The organism is Moorena sp. SIO3A2, assembly GCF_010672265.1.
GTDB lineage: Bacteria > Cyanobacteriota > Cyanobacteriia > Cyanobacteriales > Coleofasciculaceae > Moorena > Moorena producens.
Window position 1 is genome coordinate 65,348 of record NZ_JAAHHC010000014.1, and the last position, 20,743, is coordinate 86,090.

Annotated in this window: 19 protein-coding genes and 1 riboswitch; of the genes, 10 read left to right on the forward strand and 9 right to left on the reverse strand. The window is 43.8% G+C overall.

Features of this window, described 5'->3' with window-relative positions; all coding sequences use genetic code 11:
* Positions 1 to 185 precede the first annotated feature (185 nt).
* From F6K64_RS17145 to F6K64_RS17160, 4 genes are all read right to left on the reverse strand, one after another.
* On the reverse strand, positions 186 to 1,331 hold the full coding sequence (locus F6K64_RS17145) for a glycosyltransferase (protein WP_008181838.1): 1,146 nt from the start codon (positions 1,329 to 1,331) through the stop codon (positions 186 to 188).
* A 96-nt stretch (positions 1,332 to 1,427) separates the two neighbouring features.
* Positions 1,428 to 2,426 carry a sugar transferase gene (locus F6K64_RS17150; RefSeq protein ID WP_044492547.1) on the reverse strand — a complete coding sequence of 333 codons (999 nt, stop codon included), beginning with the start codon at positions 2,424 to 2,426 and terminating at the stop codon, positions 1,428 to 1,430.
* Positions 2,427 to 3,344: 918 nt separating this feature from the next.
* Positions 3,345 to 4,412: a T3SS effector HopA1 family protein gene (locus F6K64_RS17155; RefSeq protein ID WP_287265894.1), complete on the reverse strand. Its 1,068-nt coding sequence runs from the start codon at positions 4,410 to 4,412 to the stop codon at positions 3,345 to 3,347.
* 79 nt (positions 4,413 to 4,491) lie between these two features.
* Positions 4,492 to 5,667, reverse strand: coding sequence for a phosphotransferase family protein (locus F6K64_RS17160; RefSeq protein WP_353814418.1), 1,176 nt, complete (start codon positions 5,665 to 5,667; stop codon positions 4,492 to 4,494).
* Positions 5,668 to 6,195: 528 nt separating this feature from the next.
* On the opposite strand from F6K64_RS17160, the gene F6K64_RS17165 reads away from it, so the two are divergent.
* The 4 genes from F6K64_RS17165 (at position 6,196) to psbA (ending at position 8,583) form a co-directional block, all read left to right on the forward strand.
* Entirely contained in the window at positions 6,196 to 6,519 is a 324-nt protein-coding gene (locus tag F6K64_RS17165) for a hypothetical protein (protein ID WP_287250877.1), read from the forward strand.
* Positions 6,520 to 6,754: 235 nt separating this feature from the next.
* The gene (locus F6K64_RS17170; protein ID WP_131827409.1) at positions 6,755 to 7,096 is read left to right on the forward strand and encodes a histidine triad nucleotide-binding protein; all 342 of its coding nucleotides are present in this window, start codon (positions 6,755 to 6,757) and stop codon (positions 7,094 to 7,096) included.
* Positions 7,097 to 7,212: 116 nt separating this feature from the next.
* Positions 7,213 to 7,344: a hypothetical protein gene (locus F6K64_RS17175; RefSeq protein ID WP_287250879.1), complete on the forward strand. Its 132-nt coding sequence runs from the start codon at positions 7,213 to 7,215 to the stop codon at positions 7,342 to 7,344.
* 159 nt (positions 7,345 to 7,503) lie between these two features.
* The gene (gene psbA, locus F6K64_RS17180) at positions 7,504 to 8,583 is read left to right on the forward strand and encodes a photosystem II q(b) protein (protein ID WP_271968296.1); all 1,080 of its coding nucleotides are present in this window, start codon (positions 7,504 to 7,506) and stop codon (positions 8,581 to 8,583) included.
* Positions 8,584 to 9,171: 588 nt separating this feature from the next.
* Here the strand turns inward: psbA and F6K64_RS17185 are convergent.
* From F6K64_RS17185 to F6K64_RS17200, 4 genes are all read right to left on the reverse strand, one after another.
* Positions 9,172 to 10,278, reverse strand: a complete 1,107-nt coding sequence (locus F6K64_RS17185; protein WP_287265895.1) for a TRAP transporter substrate-binding protein — start codon at positions 10,276 to 10,278, stop codon at positions 9,172 to 9,174.
* Between the two features lie 389 nt (positions 10,279 to 10,667).
* Entirely contained in the window at positions 10,668 to 12,677 is a 2,010-nt protein-coding gene (bchD, locus tag F6K64_RS17190) for a magnesium chelatase ATPase subunit D (protein ID WP_287265897.1), read from the reverse strand.
* Positions 12,678 to 13,233: 556 nt separating this feature from the next.
* Positions 13,234 to 14,394: an SAM-dependent methyltransferase gene (locus tag F6K64_RS17195; protein WP_287265898.1), complete on the reverse strand. Its 1,161-nt coding sequence runs from the start codon at positions 14,392 to 14,394 to the stop codon at positions 13,234 to 13,236.
* Between the two features lie 234 nt (positions 14,395 to 14,628).
* Positions 14,629 to 14,811 carry a hypothetical protein gene (locus F6K64_RS17200; RefSeq protein WP_158026642.1) on the reverse strand — a complete coding sequence of 61 codons (183 nt, stop codon included), beginning with the start codon at positions 14,809 to 14,811 and terminating at the stop codon, positions 14,629 to 14,631.
* Between the two features lie 99 nt (positions 14,812 to 14,910).
* On the opposite strand from F6K64_RS17200, the gene F6K64_RS17205 reads away from it, so the two are divergent.
* A complete protein-coding gene (locus F6K64_RS17205) occupies positions 14,911 to 15,861 on the forward strand; it encodes a YihY/virulence factor BrkB family protein (RefSeq protein WP_044493451.1) in 951 nt (316 codons plus the stop codon).
* 210 nt (positions 15,862 to 16,071) lie between these two features.
* A riboswitch (cobalamin riboswitch) is annotated at positions 16,072 to 16,215 on the forward strand.
* Between the two features lie 189 nt (positions 16,216 to 16,404).
* Here the strand turns inward: F6K64_RS17205 and F6K64_RS17210 are convergent.
* The gene (locus tag F6K64_RS17210; protein WP_154659813.1) at positions 16,405 to 16,617 is read right to left on the reverse strand and encodes a hypothetical protein; all 213 of its coding nucleotides are present in this window, start codon (positions 16,615 to 16,617) and stop codon (positions 16,405 to 16,407) included.
* Between the two features lie 150 nt (positions 16,618 to 16,767).
* On the opposite strand from F6K64_RS17210, the gene F6K64_RS17215 reads away from it, so the two are divergent.
* From F6K64_RS17215 to F6K64_RS17235, 5 genes are all read left to right on the forward strand, one after another.
* Positions 16,768 to 17,454 carry a HupE/UreJ family protein gene (locus F6K64_RS17215; protein WP_008185172.1) on the forward strand — a complete coding sequence of 229 codons (687 nt, stop codon included), beginning with the start codon at positions 16,768 to 16,770 and terminating at the stop codon, positions 17,452 to 17,454.
* Between the two features lie 351 nt (positions 17,455 to 17,805).
* Positions 17,806 to 18,519: a hypothetical protein gene (locus F6K64_RS17220; RefSeq protein ID WP_008185175.1), complete on the forward strand. Its 714-nt coding sequence runs from the start codon at positions 17,806 to 17,808 to the stop codon at positions 18,517 to 18,519.
* A gap of 162 nt (positions 18,520 to 18,681) precedes the next feature.
* Entirely contained in the window at positions 18,682 to 19,092 is a 411-nt protein-coding gene (locus tag F6K64_RS17225; protein WP_008185177.1) for a hypothetical protein, read from the forward strand.
* Between the two features lie 153 nt (positions 19,093 to 19,245).
* Positions 19,246 to 20,130 (forward strand): RNA-guided endonuclease InsQ/TnpB family protein, encoded by an 885-nt coding sequence (locus tag F6K64_RS17230; protein ID WP_008185179.1) that lies wholly within the window; start codon positions 19,246 to 19,248, stop codon positions 20,128 to 20,130.
* Between the two features lie 43 nt (positions 20,131 to 20,173).
* On the forward strand, positions 20,174 to 20,506 hold the full coding sequence (locus F6K64_RS17235; protein WP_008185181.1) for an RNA-guided endonuclease InsQ/TnpB family protein: 333 nt from the start codon (positions 20,174 to 20,176) through the stop codon (positions 20,504 to 20,506).
* Positions 20,507 to 20,743 lie beyond the last annotated feature (237 nt).

Consider the following 20,743-nt stretch of genomic DNA (forward strand, 5'->3'; position numbering starts at 1 on the left):
AGTAGTCAACCGGACCTGATATTATCTATTACCCATCACCAGTCACCCGAGCAGGACTATATTGATTAGTCCACCAGATTGGATCTGATGATTTTGGAGTATAGACCCGTATAAATCCCAAGAAATCAACGAAAAAATCCAAAATCCAAAATCTAAAATCTAAAATCAGCCCAGCCACTATCCTGTCACCTAGCTAAAGTGGGAACCTTGGTTGAATGGCGTAACGAATGGCTGAAATTAACAGGCTGTCCCCTGACCGTTTTATCAATAATTTGCCCAACTGTATTAAAGAAAACGTCTTCAGTGAAATGACTCAGGGCATGGTCTCGGATTTTGGCATAATTCCAGGGAATTTCCCTAGCCTCAAGTAGTGCAGCTTGGAGTGCTTCCGGTGTTTGCCGTTTAAAAAACACCCCTGTCGTCCCTGGTATCTGAGTATCCAAAACACCACCTGCACCGTAGGCAATTACTGGAGTCCCACTGGCGTTGGCTTCGATTGGCACTAAACCGTAATCTTCTAAAGCCGCCACGATCACCCCACGAGCTTTTGCCATCAAATGACAACGCTGTTTATCGCTGACGTATCCCAAGAATCGAATATTGTCCAAAGCTTTAGATTCTAGACGCTCTCGCTCTGGACCATCACCAGATATTAATAAGGGCCAGCCTAGCCAATTAAACGCCTCGATAATCAGATCGATACGCTTGTAACCCAGTAAACGAGATGATACTAGGTAAAAGTCTTCCTTTTGGTCGGAAAACACAAATTTATGGCTATTAATTGGATAGTTGACCGTCATGGCTGGCTTACCATAGATATTCTGGATACGCCGAGCGACAGTGGTCGAGTTAGCAATGTAAATGTCCGGCTCCTGGGCATAGTCCAGGTCTACTTTTCTGATCAACTGGAAGACTTTATCAATGACAGGAGAAAACGCTCTATATTCTCCATACTCCTTGAGGTAAGTTTGCGTATCCCACAAAAAACGGGTGACATTGTGGCAAAAGCAAACATGCTTGGCTCCTAATTTTTTCTTGACCGCCTTTGCGAAGCTTGAACAACTACTGATAATCAAATCGTAATTTTCTAAATCCAAGGCTCGAAAAGCTGGATAGTAAAACGGAGCCAAGAGTCTGAAGTATTTCGTTGACCCTGGAATGTTCTGAAGTCCGGTGGTATGCACTAGGCGCTCACCTAGGTCAATGGTGTTCTGGGAATCATACAAGGATGTGAACACATCAGCACTAGGGAAGCGCTTACAAAGCAGTTCAAATACCCGTTCTGCTCCACCTTTTTGCGTTAGATAATCATGAACTAGGGCAACTTTCATGCTTGTTTATTGGAAAACCTATTCCTAGAGAATACTCTAATCTATTTACCATTAGATTTAATTTGTATCCGGAATTTTGCCGAGATATTTTTGAGCCTAAACGGCTCCATTATTTTTCGACAACAAGATAAAAATTGTTTTTATAATGAGCTTAAGGTCATACATTAAGCTCCAGTTTCGTTGGTAGCGTAAATCCAGTTTAATTATATCTGCAAAATCCCGAACTTGCGATCGCCCATGCACCTGCCACTCTCCAGTCATTCCCGGTTTAACATTCAACCGTTGCCACTCTGGAACCTCATAGATTTCCACTTCCTTAGGTACCGGTGGTCTAGTACCTACCAAACTCATTTCACCTTTAATGACATTCCAGAACTGAGGTAGTTCATCCAAACTAGTTTTCCGCAAAAACCGACCGACCCTGGTGATTCTAGGGTCATTTTCGTTTTTGAATATCTTGCCATCCTTAGCTTGATTTTGAACGCTATCTTTCTGGGTTTCCGCATCAGTATACATTGAGCGGAATTTCCAGATCCGAAATTCCTTACCCATCCAACCACAGCGAATTTGACTAAACAAGATGGGGCCAGGACTGTCGAGTTTAATCGCGATCGCAATGGGAATAAATAATATGGCCGTAATTCCTAAACCTACTATTCCCCCCACTATGTCTAAGCATCGCTTAGCCCAAGAGCGTGTAGATGGGTGAGTTGTTGGTAACTGAGCCTTTGACCAATTGACAGCTATTGTTGTCAGGTTATATGAAGCGTCTAGAATTAATTTTTTGTCTAGCCCAGTCATGACTAAGACAGCCATAACTGGAGAAGTTATACCCCTTAGTATTAGTGATCCCCCGTTTTCCTGAGTGATTTTGTGATTCCTTACTAAGGCACCAATGCCGCTACTATCGATAAACTCTGTCTGACTTAAGTCTGCAATAATCAGCTTAGGACAATAAGGTTTTTGGAGAAGCTGATCACAAGTTTCTTTAAATTCTATTGCTTCGAGTCTGCTCAAGCGGATCGGTAACTGCACTACAGCAGCTTCATTTATGAAGCCTGCCTGGCCAGAAGTCTTTAACGTTGACTGCATCATGATGAAATATAAATTATAATGTCGATTAAATCGTGACTTTTTAGAGAGTAGATTTAAACTATGTAGGAATTGTGTAGAAAGTTTAGCAATCCTATTAACACCCTAGGTTTTAACCGTACATATACCTACGGCTCCTCCGCCCTTGATTCAGGCAATGGTAGAATTTATATTACTCTTTCAATTTCGGGTTGAGGGTTAGAGCAAGGTTAATGGTTAATGGTTAATGGTTTTAATTATTGATACCTAATGCCTTTTGTTACCTTACCTAGTAGGGAAAATCCTAGTTTACCTCTCACTTATTTTTCGACTGATTAATAGGTATAATTCATCGGGTAAATTAACCGGTGGTAAAAATAAAAAATGGATACAAATTCCCCATTTTTTATTTTCTATCGTTACCATATAAGTAAGCATTTAGCATTACTCATTTGTCAGCAGTGACGTTGGTCAATAAGTGTTCTGTATAATCCCGGATGAATGACTAATATAACTTTCATGAGTTTTTCATAAAATCCTGACAGAGCTAAAAATTTTTGATGAATTTTTCTTAAAGACGCTAAATATACCTGAGGTCAATTGCCACTTCCGTCTTGAGACTGATGACTTGGATGGTGGCAGCGAGGATCACTCAGTCTAATGGCCTAAGGCTAAAGCTTTCGGCTACACCAACCAAGTCCATCTAGGTGGACTTGGTTGGTGTAGCGCTATAGTTTTTTATGACTTACCCAGGGACTATACCTGTAAGGTCTCCCTCCGGATCCTACTAAGCTGTCACACATTGAAATTGTATTGAAATTGTGAAGAGGCGCGCTTTGGGGAGATGGGGATATCGGCAGATGGGGAGCTCACAAGGGTAGGTTTTTGACATCATGGTCAAACGGGGAGTGTGGGAATTGTCGGGCGGGGGTGCGGAAGATGTCACTCACCATTGAGGTAAGGACGTTCCCATTCAATTCCTAACTGAGAAAATTGTTGGCGGATAGCGTTGAGGCGCTCCTCTGGAGTGTTATTACCGTTTTGCCAAGCCTGCATTAAACCATTGGCTACAATTTGGCAGCGGTTCATGCCAAAACTTTCTTGAGAGGTAAATTTTTGGGTTGGTTCTTCGGCAAAACTCAGTCCCGGTGCCAAAAACTTGGTGAATAAAGGTACTTCTGGGCGAAAATGGCAGCGGTTTGCTAGATATATGGTTTGCATCACCCCAAAGACAACTTCAGAATCACAGCGCTCAAAGTAGAGTACTCCGCAGTCATGGCGTTTGTATTCCGATGGATTGTATAGAACTTTAAATGTGAAAGGAATTGCTGCTGCATTCAAATATTTTGTCATGCTATCCATGACAGCCAGGGCTCCATCTGGTGTCAGATTAAAATAGATTCGCGCTGTTTTAGAATCGATATCACCATTGCCCTGTCGCTCTTGACCAACATTACCCACTGCTACATAAAAGCCGTTTTGCCTCAAATTCTTGGGCATCCGGATGGCAACGATGCTACCGATGGTAGCAGATTTTTCCTCACGTTTGAGATGAATCTCCCGTTCAATATGCATAGTCAAACTCCCTTTGGTGACGGCTATTGAACCATCGGTTTCTTCTGAGATTACCTGCCAATTGGGATCAAAGTAGCCTGTGCCTTGATTGTTGGCGTGGAGTCGTTGGTAAAAATCTAGGTCTATTCCCAGCAGGGTATTGTTCTCTAAGTTTTGATGGGGTGCTATATCCGCGCGACTTGTGTTGAGTGCCAGGGGAGTGCGCAGATAGCCATTGTAATAAATGCCGTAGAGGAAATTTCTCAGCAGTAGGCTGAGATACTTATGCTGTATGTCTTGAGGAAGTTGCTGAAAGCGGGCTACTGTTTGATCAGGTATGGTGAAGGGTTGATAGTTGGGATGGTTGATACAAAAATTGGACTGGATTTCAATGTTGTTAACAATATCTTCCAGAGCTGCTTGCTGTTGATTGGGAAAAGGGTTGTCAAATAGCATCGTAATTTAAAGTAAAATTAGATGAGGTCTATATAGCGGTTTTCAATTGACAATTCACAGGTATCCTCAAAACCCTTTTCTAGGGGATTACCGGATTTGATATCAGTTCTGATTCTGAGATCCCAAAAACTGTTGGCACAGATTGTTTTGGTCGGCAGAGTAGACTTTTGGCAACCTGGAGCATACAGATTCCAGTATTGTCGAAGGATTTCTGATAGTAAATCATTGCCTGAATTTGGTGAATCAGTGCCAAACCGGTAAACTGAACCACTCGTTTAAGCCAGTTGGGACGAGCTGACTCAATCCCGGGAAAAGCGGTAAGATCGGCTTGGGTTAGAGCAGCGATGGACGGTTGAAGCACCTGCAAAGGAGTCACTGCTAGACGCAAGGATTCTTCTAATTTAATCGTGGGGTCTACTACTAAGCTACTTAACCAGATTCCCAGGTAGCTGGCGATTATGGTTCCAAGGTCAAAGGCTGGATCTCCCCAGGCACAACGTTCCCAATCAATCAGTCGCACCATGCTCTGATCGGGTGGTGAAGATGTTGAGAATTGCTCCCACTCTCTATGAACCAAAATGTTGTTCAATTTTAAGTCATTGTGGGTTAGGCAACTCGGATGCCAGTCAGTTTCCAAATCTGCGATCGCATTTCCCAGACTGGGGTAACGTTGATAGAGAACAAAGAACTTTAAGGCATTGTTAGGGATTGAGCCAAACATTTCTGGGCTCAGCCGTCCGATTCCTTTAGCTGGATTGCCAAACCGATAGGGAGATTTCCCGTTTGGTACCTGGTCTAGAAAATTCCGACATTCTGGTTGATTGAAGGTAACACGATGGAGGTTGGCTAAAACTGTTCCGATATCAGTTGCGATCGCTTCAGGGAAAATTTGGTTTTGATAGTAGAAACTAAACAGGTCGAGATAGTTATTTAGATAGTTGTAGACCAGGATGCAATGATCGGGATCAAAATGAAGGATCTGGGAAACTGATGAAGCTAGACAGTCCTGGTCTGGCAACTGCTGCAGCCAGCGATGAAATTGCCACTCATTGAAAAATTCATGATTTATAATACCACCATGATGGGGTCTTTCCTGCTTAACCAGTAGCTGACGATGATCTGAAAAGCTCACCAGTAAATTGAAATTCTTAGCAGGGGGAGCCGATTCTACCTGGATAGATTCTAGGTCTGACGGGGTACACAGTCCTATATCCAATAGATATGAGGAAATCGTTTCAGATGATAGTGGTTCCAAAATATCAGTAGATGATCAGTAGATGCACAACTTAAAGAGAAAATGTTTGTTGTTTACCCTTGAGACATTAACCGATAGTAGGGGAAAGTCTTGTGCCTAACCGTACAACAATCAACACTCAACAGTGAACAATCAATAATGAGACTGTTATAGTTTCAGGAGTTATGTAAGCATTCAGCAGTCAGCACTCAGCGGTCAGCTTATTTTATTCAAAAGCACCGATTAGTAGCGTGGCACAGGCTTCGATGCTGGCACTTTCCCCATAAACACCTCAATTAGTGTGGGCAAACGCGCATTAGCTGATAGCACCTCAAGTAGCACCATCTGTAGCGCATTAGCTGATAGCTGAATGCTTACGGAGTTATCCCATTTCTCTTTATCTATTGATCTATTGATACTCTAGTTTTCCACTAAAAACTCGCCAAAATGGCGAGACGAAACTGAGATTTTTCTCTAAAACAGAATTTGTAGACTTACAGAAATCTTGAAGAAAGTCATCCGTCATACTCCTATGGAGGAAAACTAATAATGGAAATTTCTGAGTTACCCATCGGTTTTGAGTTGTTATCCGATGAGGAAACCTTTCTCAATGATCTAGATCAGCAAGATACTATGGTTCAGGGTGGATGTGGTCCGACTCCCCAAACACCATACATTCTGTGTCAAGCACCTACGGCAGTTCCCATGCCCGAACACCCAGAACCTTTTCCCAAATGTCCACGCCCAATACCCCAACCAACACCTCCTGTTTTTGAAGATCCACGGCCCAGACCTTTTCCTAAAACCGGGCCCATACCTTTTCCTAGAACAGGACCGATTATGATGACTCCACCCATACGAATGGAACATTAGATTGAGGGCATTAGCCCCTCGCTATAAGTGTAGGGGCTGATGGTAAGGATTAAGCTAAAACGTATTTTCAATGTGTTTTAACAAGGCAAAAGGCAATAGGCAAGAGGCATGCTAGCATGCCTCTTGCCTTTCCCAAGCGCGACTATGTTCACAACTCAAATAACAATGCTATAGCTACCTGACATTTTGTGTCACAATTGCATCTGATCTAGTAAACATAGTATTGGCAGCTGCTATGAGCGAAACCATCTTTAGCAAGATTATCCGCCGAGAAATCCCAGCGGATATTGTTTATGAAGACGATTTAGCCCTTGCTTTCAAGGATATTAACCCTCAGGCACCAGTTCATATTCTGGTAATTCCCAAGAAGCCCATTCCTCAACTGGCAGCAGCTGAGTCGGAAGATCAAGCCCTGATGGGACACCTGCTGTTAACTGCTAAGCAAGTTGCTGACCAAGTCGGTTTGACCAATGGCTATCGACTGGTGATTAATAATGGTGCTGATGGTGGTCAAACGGTTGATCACCTTCATTTGCACATCTTGGGTCAACGCCAAATGAAGTGGCCTCCTGGTTGATGTTTTTTAAGTGCTAAGTGTTGAGTGCTGAGTCGTAAGTAGCTTTCTAAGTTACGACTTAGGGCAAGAACCAGGCTCAGGCTCTATATCTCAGGCTCTATATATAGAGGCGTTCAATGGAGCGCCTTTACTTTTATGCGATTGACCTTTGGTCACGCTTCGCGATCGCTATTTTGTATGCGATCGCTATTTTGGTTTACCTATTCTTCCTTTATAACATTAATCTTTATTTGTCAAGCTTTACTTAATATAACTTTTACTTATTTACATTATTTAATAACCTGAGGGGAAATTACTCCGAAAACCCTTTACAAAACTTAGTATATTGCTTAATATAAATACATGAAGGCGCAAACAAGCCGGACGAACCTCGATAACTTCATATTCATACCCGCAATCATAAGAACATGACTACTGTATTACAGCAGAGCAACACCTCTGTGTGGTCTCAGTTCTGCAATTGGGTCACCTCCACCAACAACCGCCTCTATGTAGGTTGGTTTGGTGTATTAATGATCCCAACTTTGCTAGCTGCTACCACCTGCTTCATCATTGCTTTCATCGCTGCTCCTCCTGTGGACATCGATGGTATCCGCGAGCCCGTTGCTGGCTCCCTGATGTACGGAAACAACATCATCTCTGGTGCTGTTGTTCCTTCTTCTAACGCCATTGGCTTACACTTCTACCCAATCTGGGAAGCTGCTTCTCTCGATGAGTGGCTTTACAACGGTGGTCCTTACCAGTTGGTAGTGTTCCACTTCCTAATTGGTGTATTCGCCTACATGGGTCGTGAGTGGGAACTAAGCTACCGCTTAGGTATGCGTCCTTGGATCTGCGTCGCTTACAGCGCACCCGTTGCAGCTGCTAGCGCCGTATTCTTGATCTACCCAATTGGACAAGGTTCTTTCTCCGATGGAATGCCTCTAGGTATCAGCGGAACCTTCAACTTCATGTTCGTGTTCCAAGCTGAGCACAACATCCTAATGCACCCGTTCCACATGCTAGGTGTAGCTGGTGTATTCGGTGGTTCTTTGTTCTCTGCAATGCACGGTTCTTTGGTAACCTCCTCCTTAGTACGTGAGACCACCGAAACTGAGTCTCAGAACTATGGTTACAAGTTCGGTCAAGAGGAAGAAACTTACAACATCGTGGCAGCTCACGGCTACTTCGGTCGTTTAATCTTCCAATACGCTTCCTTCAACAACAGCCGTTCCTTGCACTTCTTCTTAGGTGCATGGCCTGTAATCGGCATCTGGTTTACTGCACTGGGCATCAGCACCATGGCATTTAACCTGAATGGCTTCAACTTCAACCAGAGCATCATTGACTCACAAGGTCACGTGATCAACACCTGGGCTGACGTACTCAACCGTGCCAACCTAGGTTTCGAGGTCATGCACGAGCGTAACGCTCACAACTTCCCTCTAGACCTAGCTGCGGCTGAAGCTACTCCCGTAGCTTTGACTGCTCCAGTTATCAACGGCTAATAAGAGTTTAATCTCATCACCCCTAGGGGAGTACACAAGTACCCCCTATCAGCGCTCTCCAAAAAGGGAGCGCTTTTTTATTTGGTGGCAAAGCACCAATCGCTTTTCCAAAAAAAATAAGAGAGCCGTCAAAAAGACTCTCTAGGTCATCAGGGTGCATCTATCTACTGATCTCAATATAACAGATTTAGTGAGGGGTGTCACCCCTCATTTAAGAATTTTCCAAGCAGCTGACCCTAGGTATAGCGCTACGCGCAAGTCAGCAAGGTTCGAAGTCAGAAGTCAAAAGTAAGCTATGACTAAGTTTTGGAATTTAGGAATGTCCTAATCTAAATGGGTAGTGCTATATGTTCACGTATCAATTTTCCCAAAAAAAAAAATAAGAGAGCCGTCAAAAAGACTCTCTGGATCATCAGGGTGCATCTATCTACTGATCTCAATATAACAAATTTAGCGAGGGGTGTCACCCCTCATAGATAAAATTTGGTAAAAATTCCCTAATCGACAGTATTGTTCAGCTTAACTGGCTGCTTCCCAATCAAAGCTAAGATTGGCAGTTATTCAGTAATTTAAGATTACGATAGTGCTCTAGTTCCGAGAAAAGGCGAAATTAGCAAAACTCAATTCATTTGTGCCATGCCACTTGTAAATTTGCTTGCGAAACCCCTTCCACTGTTCATAAACCTTCTTAAACTTGGGATCTTTGCTAGCATCTTCCTCAAATAAATCGAATGATGCTTTCTCAGCCGCCTGCAAAATGTCTTGAGAGTAAGGAGTCAACTTAGCACCCGCTTTAATCAAGCGTTCCAATGCCGCTCCATTCAAAGCATCATACTTAGCCCCCATGTTGATATTGGCGTACCTGGCGGCATCTTTAAAGATTTCCTGATAGTCCTTAGGCAACTTATCCCAAGCTTTTTTATTAACCTGTACCTCTAGAGTTGGTCCGGGTTCCCACCAGCCGGGATAATAATAGAACTTAGCTGCTTTGTACAAGCCCAGCTTCTCATCATCATAGGGACCAACCCATTCAGCAGCATCAATGGCTCCCCGGTCTAGGGCAAGGAAAATGTCACCCCCAGGTAATACTTGGACATTCACCCCCAAGCGCTCCATCACTTTACCTCCTAATCCAGGGATACGCATTTTTAATCCCTTCAGGTCAGCTACAGAATTAATTTGTTTCTTGAACCAACCTCCCATCTGAGCACTGGTGTTACCCGCTGGAAAATTAATCACGCCAAAGTCAGCATAGAGTTCCTGAAGTAATTCCAAGCCACCACCGTGGTACAACCAGGCATTTTGTTGTGGAGCGGTTAGACCAAAGGGTACACTAGTGCCGAATGCTAAGGCTGGATTTTTGCCAACGTAGTAGTAACTAGCGGTATGACCACACTCAACGGTTCCCTGTTGCACGGCATCGAGAACCGCTAATCCTGGTACAATTTCACCAGCAGCAGAGGGGGTAATCTGGAAACGCCCATTGGTCATTGCACTGACCCGCTTACAGACAGTATCAGCTCCCCCATAGATAGTATCAAGGGATTTTGGCCAGCTGGTGACCATTTTCCATCGAACTATAGGCTGACTGCCGGATTGAGCAACGGGTCCTGTACTAGTTTGATTACAGGAGGCTAAGGCAGCTGTACTGGCTGCACCAATCGCAGCGTTACTAAAAAATTTTCGGCGTTTCATGGTTGTTGATTCAATAGTGGGTCATCTTTTGGGCAAATTCTATCAACTTTATTAACTAGACACCCTTTCGCCAAAGGAATATCGCAGGTAAGCATTCAGTTATCAGCCGTCAGCCGTCAGCTAATGAATGGACTGAATTGTGATCTCATTTCTGGTTGAATACTTACACTTTTGCGAATCGAAGGCATTTGGCACCCACCCCTAACCCCTCCCAGGAGGGGAATGGCAGCTATGCTGAAGTAAAGGAGTAAGGTTTCAAGGGAGAAAGTTTTTTATCACTAATTCTCCGGACATGATATGAGAATTTTGTTCCCAGATCCGCTGTTCCCAGATCCGCTGTTCCCAGATCCGCTGTTCCCTATTCCCAGATCCGCTGTTCCCTTTGCTATTTACCGAGATGTGATATCAGCGATCGCATTCTTAGTCATAGCTGCGATCGCTTTATCTGTAGCTTTCGGTAAATGATAATACTTCCCACCTGCTTGTTTGGCCAATTCCTTAGCAAAACCAGTAGAAACAAACTTACTCTCGGTATCAATCACTAATAATTGAACCCCATTAGCTCGAATGCGAGCGGCAATTTCCAACAATTCCCCTTTAATATCTGGCTTTTCGCCTTCTGGTAGAGGTTCTCCCAAGGAACGAGCTAAGGGAATATTGCCCCGACCATCAGTAATTGCCACAATTACCACTTGACCAATATCCCCAGACAATTGAGCATTCATACCCACATGCACTGCCTGAGTCAATCCATGAGCTAAAGGGGAACCACCACCACAAGGTAATCGCTCTAAACGCCGCTTTGCTAAAGCAATAGAACGGGTAGGGGGTAACAGCACATCTGCTTGTTCTCCCCGGAAGGGAATCAGGGAGACTTGGTCACGGTTTTCATAAGCTTCCGTCAGAAGCTGCATCACTGCTCCTTTAGCAGATTGCATCCGGTTTAGAGCCATAGACCCTGACGCATCTACCACAAAAACTACCAAGGAGCCAGCTTTTCGGGCTAACCGCTTGGATCGTAAATCCCCTTGTTCGATAATAACCCGACGGTTAGGATGACGTTGCCTACGAGCTTTTTGATAGGGTGCAGCAGCTCTGAGGGTGGCATCTACAGCAATCCGCCTTACTTTACCCTTCGGTAGTATCGGTTTGACATACCGACCCCGGTCTTCTGAAAAGATAATGCTACGGTTTCCGGACTTACCTTGCCGTTGTGCCATCTGGGCAAAGTAGAGCACACTCGGGTCAAGGATCACCCCTTCTGGGTCAAAGAGAAACTCTTCCGGGATATTCGGAGCTTCCTGTTCTTGCTCCTCTGAGTCATTGTCGTCCTCTTTGTCTTCCTCTTGGTCTTGCTCTTCCTGAGATTGATCTTGTGGGGGTGGGGGAGGAGGAGGTTGTGGTGCTTCTTCTGGTGGTGTTTCTACCATAGTGGCACGGGGGACAATTACCAATTCCACCGCCCGACGCAAATCCTCGGAATTAACTGTCTGACGACCCTCTAAGGCTGCTGCAGCTTTTGCAACTCGAACGGCAAACAGTTCTGCCCGATGACCTTGGACACCACCTCGGATGGCTTCATTGACGAGATAGGTAATTTGGTCATGGGTAATCTCAACATCCTTGAGCCACTCTCGCGCTAGAATAATATCCGTCTTGAGGGTATCAAGATCCTCCTGATATTCCTCCAGAAACTGCTGGGGAGAGTTAGCGTATGCGATCGCTTGTTCTACTGCCTCCACCCGTTGCTCTAATGCCAAAACACCGTCAGCAGAGAGGGTAATGGCAATTCTGTCCAATAAATGTTCCCGTAATGGTCCCTCGTCGGGATTGTAAGTGGCAATTAAAATTGGTTTGCAGGGATGTTGGAAACTAATGCCTTCTCGCTCAATTAGGTTCCGCCCTTCGGTTAAAACACTCAGTAGCTGATTAGCAATTTGGTCATCAAGGAGGTTAATGTCATCCACATACAACACACCCCGATGAGCTTGGGCAAGTAATCCTGGTTGAAAGACAGGTTCCCCTTGTTTGACAGACTGTTCCACATCCACTGAACCCAGGAGTCGGTCTTCAGTAACTCCTAGAGGAATTTGGATGAAGGGAGCTGGGATGATTTCGGTATCTGGAGAACCGTCAACCTTCAACTGGTCAACCTGTAACTCTTCTTCTTCTGGAGTACAGTTACTCAAGGAACCCTTAACCACTTCAATTGGGGGGAGCAGAGTGTGGATTGCCCGTGCCATCACTGATTTAGCTGTGCCACGGCGTCCTGCGATCGCAACGCCTCCTAATCCAGGGTCAATGGCCGCGAGGAGGAGGGCGAGTTTAATAGCTTCTTGACCCACCACGGCGGTGAGGGGAAAGGTAGGGTTGGCAGGTTTTGTGGTCAGTGCGGGCATAGAGCAACTATTGTCAAACTTCCCTGAGTCAAATCATAGTAGTCTAATAGTACTCTTTAACGACTCCCTATGGTTGATCTAGCCCCATGGGAAATTCTTGAGGGCGACTTTTTCAATAGGTAAGCATTCAGCCATCAGCTATCAGCTATCAGCTATTAGCGATTCGGCGCTTTAACTGCACTGGTTCGGATCAGTAAAACGAGCAGGGATTGTCAACCAGCCATACTCGTTCGTAAGCTTATTTACTACCTCCTAGCTGACGGCTGACGGCTGATAGCTGAATGCTTACTCCAATAGTAATCTGATTTGGAAGCAGACATATAAGCACCTACACAGAATTAATTACCTACTCCCAATCTCTGTAACCCTTACATTGTAATACTTTGAGTTTTGTAAAATGTGTAATTAATTTTGTTTACCTGCTTAGCCTTTCTCCTAGTGAGGGGAGAGGGAAAAAAACCTGTGTAGCTAATTACTATGAGAAACGCTATAAGTCTAGAAGCTAAACGATTACCATCAATTCAAAATTGCTCTAGGAATCTAGGTCTGACCACACTTATTGTAAAGACTTATGATCCTCGGGTAATTCTAAAACCACCCGATAGGCCGTCGCATAGTATGATGATTGGATCATGGTACCCGCTGTCGCCGCAAAAAGTATCCGGAACGTGCGCCAGATTTGTTCATTTGACTTGTCGATAATATCTGCTTTTTTTTCCATCCAGCGCTCATACATACCCTTAGCCCAAAGATAATAGTTGCGACGGTCATTATAGATGGCTTGGATCTCAAATGGTGATTCTCTAACAGCATCGATAAATTCCGTCATATACACCATCCGAAAGGTCCCCGGCCAGATATACTTGGTAATAAAACTGTGCGTAACAAATGACTCTTTGTCTGAGGCAAAGTCGAGATATACTCGTCCGCCAGGTTTAAGATAGTTCAAGAGACGCTCCATCACGCGAGGATAATCTGACAAATCTTCGATTACCCCCATCATGACTATGCCATCATATTTCTGGCTGGGTTGGAAAGAGAAAAAGTCTTGATACTTGACCTCTGCATCAAAGTTATTTTTTTCAATTAAATCTTCTACATACTGTTTTTGGTGCTTAGATAAGGTAATTCCAGTCACACGGATATTTCGGCGTGCGGCAAAACGCAGGAAACCGCCCCAGCCAGAGCCAATATCGAGTACCGAATCATTCGGTTTGAGATTAAGAGATTGAAAGGCAAAGTCTAACTTGCGTTCAGCTCCAACCTCTAGGCTATCCTCATCTTTATCATATATCCCAGGAGTATAAGTATTGTAATCGGTATCCATGGCGAACAATTGGATATTATTGGAGTCATAATGCTTTGATATCCAATCTGGATTGCATTTTTCCCGCCCAAGTAAGATGGGTTTGAGTCGGCGACCTATCTTTAGCAAAATATGCTGATCGGATAACAGCTCCTGGAACGACATGGCGTTGATTAAGTTCCCTTCGAGATCAATATCACCCTTGATGTAAGCTTCCAGTATCAGTAATTCGTCTAAAGACATGAAAGCTTTTCGACCAGCTGGATTTTTGATGTATATATCCAAGATCGGTTTCTCTTCTCCCATAGTGGTGCTTGACCCATCTTCCCAATGAAGTACAAAGCTAATTGGTAGTTTGCCACGTTTGGATAAGGAGGAGACGAAGTTGGTTACAAATTGGTTTTCAATCATGGGTAACTTAAGATGTTATTGGTTTTTATGCAATTAGCTTACCCCACTAGCTGTCAGCTATCATGCTTACAGCGGTTTGCAATTCAGTCAGGTACAAATTCTTGGGTTTTAGGGAGCAGGGACTTCGGAGCAGGGACTGAGGCCGTAGGCCACGCGGGGCGCGTTCGGAAGAGGGAAGAAAGAGAAAATCCTGTGTACTTGATAGTTATGCAAACCGCCGTAAAATAAATCTTGTTAGCGTAGTGTGCGCCTATGGGCAATGCGCAATACGCAAACGGGAGAATTTAATAGTTCGAGATTAATCAGAATGGAAAGTCTGGGTAAAAGCCCTTGGCCTTTGGCTGATAGCTGACGGCTGATAGCTGAATGCTTAGGATTAACTGACTTATGAAACCATAGTTGGTTAACCGGGATCAATTGTCAATCTAGAATATTCTCAGGCATTGTCAGGTATTTCCAACTGGAACGATGCCGATATAACTAAGCCCAGGAGTTATGAGACCAGGAGTGATGGTGATGAATCCCAAGGCTATTTTAGGACTGCTTAAAGAAACGTTTAAAGAATGGAAGGAGGATAACGCATCTCGACTAGCAGCAGCATTATCCTATTACATGATTTTTTCCCTAGCGCCAGTGCTAATAATTGCGATCGCAATTGTGGGGTCTATTTTTGGGGAAGAGGCGGCTAAGGGCGAGATTGTAGAACAAATCCAAGGATTGGTTGGGGAACAGGGGGCACAGTTTATTCAGACAGCAATTACTAATGCCAATCGGCCTGATGCTAGTGGGGGGTTGGCTTCCTTGATTAGTATTGTGGTGCTGTTGTTCGGTGCATCTGGGGTATTTGGCGAACTCCAAGATGCCTTGAATACGATTTGGGATGTGAAGCTGAAACCAGGACGGGGCATCTGGGGTATTTTGAAAAAACGGATTCTTTCGTTTCTGACCGTGCTGGGTGTAGGACTTTTTCTGCTATTATCCGCTGTGATCAGTACTGCCTTATCCGCTGTGAGGTCTTATAAGAGCGAATTTCTCCAGGAACTGGGTTTACTGTGGCTCTACCAACTTGACTTTGTCTGGACAATTCTGGACTTGCTGGTGTCCTTTGGTATTCTTAGCCTGATGTTTGCTCTGGTTTACAAGTACTTGCCAGATGTGAAAATTGCCTGGAAGGATGTCTGGGTTGGAGCAATTATCACTACCTTACTGTTTAACTTGGGTAAATGGCTATTGTCATGGTATCTCGGCAGAAGCAGTTTTTCTTCAAGTTACGGTGCTGCTGGTTCTTTGGTGGTTTTATTGGCTTGGGTATACTATTCCTCTCAAATTATCTTTTTAGGAGCTGAATTTACCCAAGTTTACGCTAAAATATTTGGTTCAAAAATCGTTCCCGATGACCATGCTACCCCTCTCCCGGCAGTAGGTCAGTTGCCCAGTATCGAGGAAAGGGATAACCCAAGATCGTAGGAACAGTGAACAGTGAACAGGGAACAGGGAACAGGGAACAGGGAACAGGGAATAGGGAATAGGGAATAGGGAATAGGGAATAGGGAAAAAATCCTATGTACCTCATTAAACTAAAAACCGCTTTAATTAATTACGATTAATTAAGATTAATTAATCGTAATTAATATCTTAATTAATATTTAACAAATAATATAGGTCAGATTGTGCTAAACTACCTGAAGTTCCATCGGTTCTGGTGAAGAGCACTCACCAGAGGTAACGGGGAAAGTCCGGTGCAAGTCCGGCGCTGTCCCGCAGCTGTGATGAGGTCTGTCACCTCTTAGTCAGAATGCCCGCCAATGGTGTCAGTTGTTGTTAAATGCATCTGCGAGGTACAGATGATGTCTGATGTAGCATTTCCATAAAAATTAGTCAGTAGGCAACCACATTTCCCAGTAACGTTTGTGATGCCCTTTTTGAGAACTAGTGGTTGAGTAAAAAGTATTTAATAGGTTTGATCTGTAAGCTATCAGCTATCAGCTATCAGCTATCAGCTATCAGCTATCAGCGAACAGCGATTAGCGCTACGCGCACGCTACTTGAGGTGCCAAAGGCCAACGGCTGACCACTGAGCACTGACCACTGATTGCTGACGGCTGACGGCTGACGGCTGACGGCTGACGGCTGACTGCTTACAAAGTAACTAACCCCTAAGAAAGCGCTGACAGTAACTAAGTAAGAAGAAAGTGATAAGAGACTAAAAATTAATAAATTCAACGCTTTATCACTTTCTATTTTATCAGTTTAAATGTGCTACAAGACTACTTTATACTTTTTCAAGCTAGTCTTATAAAGCCTAGTCTGTCAAGGTAATTAGCACTAAACTGTTGCAAGTATTTTTATCAGTCATTGACCAGCATTTACCAGATGTCAAAAAGCAAATTTTCCCCAAGCAATCGGTCTTCTATCTCCCGTTACCAAAACCAGAAACTTGGCTTTAATGCTATGGCTCTGTTGGTATGGATGGGGATTTTAAGTACAGCACAACAAGCTATGGCTCACCATCCCTTTGGTGGCGAGAGACCCGATAATTTCATCACAGGATTTTTGTCTGGATTAGGTCATCCCGTGATTGGTTTCGATCATCTCGCCTTTGTGATTGCTGTTGGCTTAATTGCAGCTGGATTTACCAGTGGTTTCCTGATTCCCGGTGCTTTTGTCCTCACCACCCTAGTCGGCACAGGTATTCACTTGCTGGGAATGGACTTACCAATACCAGAGATTGCGATCGCTACTTCAGTGGTGCTGTTTGGCGGACTACTGTTGAGTGCCAAAATTCCCAATATATCCGTAGTGCTAGGGTTAGCGAGCTTAGCTGGTATTTTTCATGGCTATGCCTATGGTGAAGCAATTGTAGGTGCTGAAATCAGTCCACTCTTGGCTTACCTGATTGGCTTCAGTGTGATTCAGTATGGTATCGCCATCCTAGCACTATACCTGAGTAAGAGCTTGATCAAACAATGGAGAGATCAACCCTTCCCACTGATGCGAATTTTAGGCTTTGGTATCTGCTCAGTAGGAGTAGTTTTCTTATCTTCTGCAATTTTTGGATAAGAGGTTTTAATAATGAAGAATGAAGAATTAAGAATGTATAATTAAGAATGTATAATTAAGAATTGATGAGAATTTATAATTCTGCTTTATGTATTCTGCTTTCAGCATTCACCATTCTTCATTTTGCCTTCCGCCTTAGAGGATATCTAAAAAGTTTTTTGATACTGAATTTTGCCCCCTAGCCCCCCAATTATGCGGTGCGCACCGGTGGGGAAGAATCAATTTGCTGCTAAAAGTCCCCCAAGCGAGGGATTGCTCGCTTGGGGGACCAACGGGGGCTTGGATGTAGCAAATGAGACTTATCAGACAACCTCTTAGGTAGCTAGTCCTTTAATTCTGTGTCAAAAACCGATGAAAGCTAACCAAGTTAAACAACTTAACTTTTCCGGTGCCTACATAGATGGGAAGTACGTTGAAAATGTGGAAAATTATCCCATTAACAGTCGTACTATCACCGTTAATCCTGAAGAGACAGATGCTTACCTGAGCGAAACGAACACCAGCATTATTCCGGCTTTTTCATCGACCATCCTCAAAGATACTACTGTCCAAAAAGCCAAATCCTTACTTTTGCTGGAGGTAGTAGAGAGCAAAAACATCGGCAAGATTGTCTTTGAGCCAGGGTGGAATCTATTAGGTAATTTGATCGACTTCCCCAAAGATGTACCGCTGTGGAAGTCTCCTCAAGATGAGGCTGGAATTATAGAAGTCGATCCCTATTTTATGGCAAGGCAATCGAGTACACCCCATCAACAAGAAAAGTTCTCTGTTAAAGTTAACCTTTGGTATGCCCCTTCTCGTACCAATTGTGCCATCCATAACCAACATGACTTTCTTGAAATTCACACCCAAGTCTTGGGACAGGGACGAATGCAGAAGTTCAAAGAAGAGGATTTTGGGACTCTCTATGAAGATCTCTTGATGACTGAGGGATACACCCAGATCGTTCCTTTTTGTGAAGTACACGAAAACCAGCAATATACCTATCCGTGGCATCAGTATTATTCAGATACGGATTGTATCTGGATGGCGATCGAATATCATCCGATTAAAATTTCTAACTGAACCGTTAGATATTGATGTCTTCTCTTATTGGTTTTACTTTCCCGGAAGATTCCAAAGTTGCCAATTGCTCATTGAGCAGCTATAAATACCTCAGCCAAAAAGCTGAGAGGTCACAACTAAAAAGTATTGTTAGCTTATTGAAGAGTTATAAAAAGATAGTCTATGATTTATATAAGTATTTTGGGACGTTTGAAGTGGTTAAAAGCCGGGATATTAACTGCGATCGCAATCGGGCTTTGCTGGGCGTGTTTTTCCGCTCCAGTACTTGCAGATGCTTCTGTTGGGAACGCGGAACCGAGCTTGAACACCAATTTGGTAGCCTATTATAACTGGCGTGCCGATGAAACAACAGAGGAAACGAGAAAGGTATGGGAACACCACATTAATGCATGGGCAAACTCCGACCTAGAGGACATTATCTCTGACTATTCCGAAGACTCCATCTTGATTCTCAACAACACAGTTTACAAGGGTATTGACCAAGTAGCCTGCGTTTTTGACAGTCTTTTTGAAATATTTGCAGATGGCAATAATATAATCGTTCCTGAAACGATCGAAGGTGAAGTTATTTAGCCGGGGACGTACAAGTCGAAAGCCCCGCATTTTTAAACCGGGGATGAAGACTCACAGCGGCTTTAGCCGCCTTGAGAAAATATTCTAAAAATGTTCCGTAATTTTACTATAGATGTTGTAGAATAAATTAAGAGCGGTAGAGGTCGATAACCGATGATTATTATGGAATTCAAAGTCAAAGTAAAAAAGAGTCAATACTCAGCAATTGATGAGGCTATCAGGACAGTAAAATTCATCCGTAATAGCTGTATAAGGTTATGGATGGATAATAAAGGAACCAACAAATTTGATCTCAGCAAGTACAGTAAAGTATTGGCTCATCAATTTCCATTTGCTAATGAGTTAAACTCAACGGCTCGCCAGGCTGCCTCAGAAAGAGCATGGTCATCGATCGCCCGTTTCTATGACAACTGCAAAAAGAAAGTACCTGGAAAGAAAGGATTTCCCCGATTCCAAAAACACTGCCGTTCAGTCGAATATAAGCAGTCAGGATGGAAACTTTACCCTGATAAAAAGTCAATAACATTCAGCGACAATAAAGGGATTGGAAAACTTAAGCTCAAGGGTACATGGGACTTGTGGCGCTTCGACAAGAAGCAAATTAAGCGAGTCAGGATCGTAAAAAGGGCTGATGGCTACTATGTCCAATTTTGCGTGTCAGTTGATAACAACGAGGAAATAGAGCCATCAAAAAAGACTATCGGGTTAGACGTAGGGCTAAAAGAGTTCTATACCAATTCTGATGGCAAGACAGAACCCAATCCCCGTTTTTACAGGACTGGGGAAAAGAGATTAAAGTTTTATCAACGCCGAGTTTCTCGGAAAAATAAAGGCAAGGCCGTAGGCCACGCTTCGCGAACAGCCAATCGTAAAAAAGCAATTAATAGACTAGCTAGGCATCACCTTAGTATAAGTAGGCGACGTGAAGAGCATGCCAAGAGACTGGTTAGAAGTTACCGCAAGAAGAGTGCAGCCTTTATAGTTGGTAGGCTATGCATCAAAGGTGGCAGGTTTTGTTGTAAGGCTGCACTCTTCTAAGGTTTCGTCTCCGGCACGCTGCGTAGTCCGGTCTAACGACCTGGTGGCCTATGAAGATCTAAGAGTTAAAAATCTAGTAAAAAATCATTGTCTGGCTAAGTCTATTAATGACGCAGGTTGGTATCAGTTCAGGAAGTGGTTGGAGCATTTTGGTAAAAAGTTTGGCAGAGTAACTGTTGCAGTCAACCCCGCCTATACCAGCCAAAACTGCTCTGAATGCGGTGAGGTTGTCAAGAAGTCGCTATCAACTAGAACTCACGTCTGTAGGTGTGGTTGCAAACTAGATCGCGATCATAATGCCGCAATCAACATCCTTAATAGAGCCTTGGGTACGGCGGGGCACGTCGGAACCTGGGTCACAGACCCGTTCGCGTAGCGTCGGGTTCCCCGAAACGCTTCAGGAGATTTGGCCTCTACTGTTCTTGGCTCCGGCCAGGTTCAGCAAGTCGAATCGTTGAATGAAGAATCCCCGCGTCTTTAGACCGGGGAGTGTCAAATTACTTGGAACTACACGCCCTTAAATGACCATGCCTACGATGGAACAGACAGTTTTGTAGTCCGAAACAGCATCATTGAATACCAAACAATTGCTTCTCGACTGTATGAAAAATAC